This window comes from Synechococcus sp. R5-12 (genome assembly GCF_047502655.1).
Lineage (GTDB): Bacteria > Cyanobacteriota > Cyanobacteriia > Thermostichales > Thermostichaceae > Thermostichus.
This window is the reverse complement of sequence record NZ_JANSIM010000167.1, coordinates 1-4038: the sequence shown is the minus strand read 5'-3', so window position 1 is coordinate 4038 and position 4038 is coordinate 1. Positions and strand designations below refer to the sequence as shown.

Genomic DNA, 4038 nt, shown 5'->3' with positions numbered 1-4038 from the left:
TGATGATGGTCTGCATGATAGGCGGTTAACTCAAATTTTTCGAGAGCTCTGTCTTGCTTTGCGCCCAGAGCAGCTGGACTTTGCCGATTCTGCTATCTTCTCTGATCGCGCCAGCGGGACGGAGTCCCATCGCGCCAGGGGGACGGAGTCCTTTATCTTCTCTAAGGCCCAGAACCTTCACCTCTACCTCTTGCTCCACCGAGAGGAAGCCCGCCTGTTTGGGTTCCCTTGGGGTGAGCTTGATGTCGGGGCCCGAAATCTGGAAAGTAACTTCGTTGCCCTTGATGTTGGTGATGGTGGCCTTCAGTTTTTGACCAATCTGGAAGCAGGCTTGGCGGGCCCGCTGTTGGGTCTAGTCTTGTGGGTATTGGTTGTTTTGCTGTGGTCTGTCCTGCTGGGGCTCGTTTGCCGCGCCTTGGGGAACGGCGTCCCTGCGACCAGAGTGGCTGTTGGGCTGGGATCCCTGGTGTGGCGGAGTCTCGCCAGCAGGCATCCCCCCATTCCCGTAGTAGCGGGCCATGCCTAGCCCAGGATCTGCAGCACCTCTGCCGGCCTGTCCTGTAGGGCTACATCTTCAGAGACTACCGCAAGTGGAACATTCATACTGAACAGTATCTGCGCGACCTTTGCTTCGAGACTGTTGAAGAATCTAATCACATCAAAATTCGGTTTTATGGAGATCCGCGCTATCAAATCGTTATGGCTAAAACTCCTGGCGACTGGAGGGCTGGCCGCAATATTTCAAGGACTCCGTCCCGCTAACGCGATCGGGATATTCGCAACCTCATTTTTGGCCTTTGAGATCCTGAAACGAATAAAGTTTAGTTGCAAACCTAACTTTCTCAGGGGGCACGCAGCTGAGAAAAGTTGAACCGAGTCCTGATAGGCTGAAGAAAAGTTGGGATCCCTGCCATGTTCTACCTGCCGGTCTCGCTGCTGTTGTTTTTCATGCTGGTGTTGCTGCTGCCTTTCCTCTGGCTGGGGCTGGCAGTGGATGTGGTGGCGCTGGCGGTGGGAAAGCTGGGGTTCTCGCGGGAGGGAGCGCTGTTACTGCTGCTGGCCATCCTGGTGGGCAGCTCGGTCAATATTCCCCTCTATCGAGTGAAATGCGAGGTGACGCTGGTAGAAGACCTAGCTAGCTTGTGGATGCGGCAGTTCTGGGGGATCCCTTTGACCAAGCTTTCCCAGGAGACGGTGATTGCCTTAAACGTGGGCGGGGGGCTGATCCCGGTGCTCTTGGCCCTATACCAATTTGGGCGGGCCGATAGCGTGCTGATCCTGGCGGTAACGGCGCTGGTAACCTTGGTCAGCTACTATGCTTCCCACGTGGTGCCCGGGATCGGCATTCAGATGAATCCTCTAATTGCCCCAGCTACAGCAGCCTTGGCCGCTTTGTTCTGGGCTGGGGATCAGGCGCCAGCGGTGGCCTTTGCCGGCGGGGTTTTGGGTACCCTTATCGGGGCGGATCTCCTGCACTTGCCGGAGGTGTTGCGGCGCAATTGCTCAGGCATTCTCAGCATTGGCGGGGCCGGGGTTTTCGATGGTATTGCCCTCTGTGGCTTGTTTGCCCTGCTGCTGAGCTAAACCAGCAAATAGGTAAGGGAAAGGGTGATGGATTGGGCGGGATCCAGCCAACGCAAGTCGGGATCCCCTAAGGACTCCGTCCCGCTGGCGCGATCGGAGGCACGCTGAGTCAACTCCTCGAGGAGCGTTTGCGTCCATTCCAGCGGCCCATTGAGCAACATCGGCGAACGGGCTACCCCCAGTTTGCGGGCCATAGCCTTGAGGGCTTCCAAGCTGGCGGACAGGGGGCGGGTGCTGGCCACAAACAACAGCTCCGTCAGCCCTTGGGCATGACAGGTGAGCAAGTCAGAGCTCACAGCAGAGCGCAGCTCGCCATCGACCTCCGGCAAGGGTGGCAAAGTTAAACTGCTCTTGGCTTCCAAGCGAAGAGGTGTGGTGAAGTTGTCCTGAGGCAGGGGGGCCAGCAGGTGCAGTTGTCCGGTCGGGTCGATCAGCAACAGGTAGCCGAACAGATGCTGATCGCTGTTGTTGCAAAGGGTGAGATGCAAGGGATCCCCTCGCGTAAACCGCTGCATACCCACCTCAGCAGGAGCGGAAGTTGCGGACTGGACAAGGCGTGCTGCCAACGGGGGAGCTAAGGACTCCGTCCCGCTGGCGCGATTGGCAGCTTTACCTTTGACGGCCAACTCCGCCACCACTGCCAAGGAAGAGGAAACCGCATTGAGAGTGGTGCGCAAACGTTTGGCAGCCAGCAGATGGGCAAGACGGGGAGCTAACCGCTGGACGGCCATTGCTGCAGCCTCTCCTGCTGGGCCACAGGAATTCAGGAGCAATTCTCGCCCCGGCCAGAACAGGCTGTAGCTGTTCACTTCCAGGGGTTTGAGCAGGGTATCCGACCGTTCGCGCCAGCGGGACGGAGTCCTAAAAGCAGTGGCCATTTCCGGGGTGATGCGGCCCAACAAACAGTCCACCTGTCGCTCGCGGGGGTTGGCCGTTTCCATCCAGCTGTAGCCGGCAATGGCATTGGTCAGATCCACCTTTTCAATGCGGCCCAGGTTCTCCTCTAGGCCAACCAAAAGCTTGAGCGTGCTGGAGAGGCCGCGCAGCTGCTCCCGCAAAGGTGTGCCCACAGGGGGAAGCTGCCCTTCCGGACTGGCCATCTGAACCTGAGCCAACAGCCCACTGCGAGAACGCATGAGCAGCGGCGTCGGCGAAGAGGCGGAAGGATCGGCGGGAATGGGAACCAAAAGAGTACCCGGCTGCAAACCACACAGGGCCGCCGATGGGATCCCGCCTAACCACACCTGAGCCCGATTTCCCTTCACTTCTTGAACTACCCCGCTGACCCCTGCCGGTGTGGGCATGAGAAAATAGGGGTGGATGTGTCGAGCAGTGTCTTTGCCTTCCAAGGTGGGGCGTTGGCAGGCGAAGAGGCCCAGCTCCCGCCGGCTGACCACCTGGTTAAAGGCCACCAGCAGACGAGTGGCAGGCGTGGTTTCCCACAGGTACTGCGTCAGCAGATAGGTGAGTACCCCAGCATAGAATCCTGGCCAAGCGGCTTCTGCTGCCAAGTCTTGCGGGGTGGTGGCCGAAATCAGCAAGCCCTTGGGCGGAGACGGCCAAACCCGCTGCGGCTCCGATCGCGCCAGCGGGACGGAGTCCTTGGAGTCCGAGATCGCGGCTGGGGGACGGGAACGCAGTTGCAAGTTGCCTCGCACCGACGGCGAGACATAGGTAAAGCCACAGTCCAGAAGGGTGGTGATCTGGGCAGTGCCCAAGCCTTCCAAAAGCCGGAAAAAGCTGTCTAGCTCCATTGCTGCCACTCCCTCAGAGCCAGACAACAGCAGCACCGGCTGCCAACAGTTGGGCGCGGATCCCAGCCGCCACTGGCCATAGCCGCTAAACTGCACCACCACTGTTTCAGCCGTGTGCCCTTGACCCCCCAAGTGCTCTGCAAAGGCCGATTGGATCCCAGCCGGCGTGGCTGCCCCATCGGTAAGGGTGAGAATGTCTGCCGGGTCAAAACCAAAGCGATAGAGGAGTAGCTCCCGCTGCAACTCCACATCTGTCAAACACCCTTGTAGCGCGGATCCCTCGCCAAGGTAGCGGTTAATACCGATGAGAACAGCCAGCTTGCGGGAGCCAGCCGCCAAAGCTTGCCCATATCGCTCAGCCCGGCCCCTCAACCAGCCAGGGGATAGGCCAAGACCGGCAGCAACCAGGAGGAGTTTTTGCAGAAAAGACCGCCTTTCCATGTTGACCCTCTGGGCTGACCCCCGGCCCAACGACTACCCCATCGGCCAGCGAGCCACAGCTAAACTTTGCACTGGAATCTGTTGCTGCCTATTTCAGGATATCCCCATCCACACAGCTTTTTCCCGAGATCGAGTGACAGTTTTTGGCGTTTTCTTTGCATTCCTTATCAATCAAACCTCCGCTACTTCCCATGGGGATCCCACGGCAGCGCTCTTCTGTCAGCTAGAAATCGCAGGAGCCCCGCACTGTACCCGTAGG

General features: G+C 58.9%; 3 protein-coding genes. 2 read left to right on the top strand and 1 reads right to left on the bottom strand.

Annotated features, from left to right (window positions below; all coding sequences use genetic code 11):
* Together NW843_RS09615 and NW843_RS09610 are read left to right on the top strand one after the other, a co-directional pair.
* The coding region (locus NW843_RS09615; RefSeq protein WP_414522802.1) for a hypothetical protein at positions 1-526 on the top strand (526 nt) is incomplete at its 5' end.
* Positions 527-912: 386 nt separating this feature from the next.
* Positions 913-1584 carry a DUF1614 domain-containing protein gene (locus tag NW843_RS09610; protein ID WP_414332122.1) on the top strand — a complete coding sequence of 224 codons (672 nt, stop codon included), beginning with the start codon at positions 913-915 and terminating at the stop codon, positions 1582-1584.
* Here NW843_RS09610 and NW843_RS09605 read toward each other — a convergent pair.
* The gene (locus tag NW843_RS09605) at positions 1581-3779 is read right to left on the bottom strand and encodes a caspase family protein (RefSeq protein ID WP_414522801.1); all 2199 of its coding nucleotides are present in this window, start codon (positions 3777-3779) and stop codon (positions 1581-1583) included. The two genes, NW843_RS09610 and NW843_RS09605, sit on opposite strands and share 4 nt — an antisense overlap.
* Positions 3780-4038 lie beyond the last annotated feature (259 nt).

What these genes read in the sequence shown, in the direction of transcription:
- NW843_RS09610 (WP_414332122.1), top strand. Translation starts at nt 913, where the DNA reads ATGTTCTACCTGCCGGTCTCGCTGCTGTTGTTTTTCATGCTGGTGTTG.
- NW843_RS09605 (WP_414522801.1), bottom strand. Translation starts at nt 3,779, where the DNA reads ATGGAAAGGCGGTCTTTTCTGCAAAAACTCCTCCTGGTTGCTGCCGGT.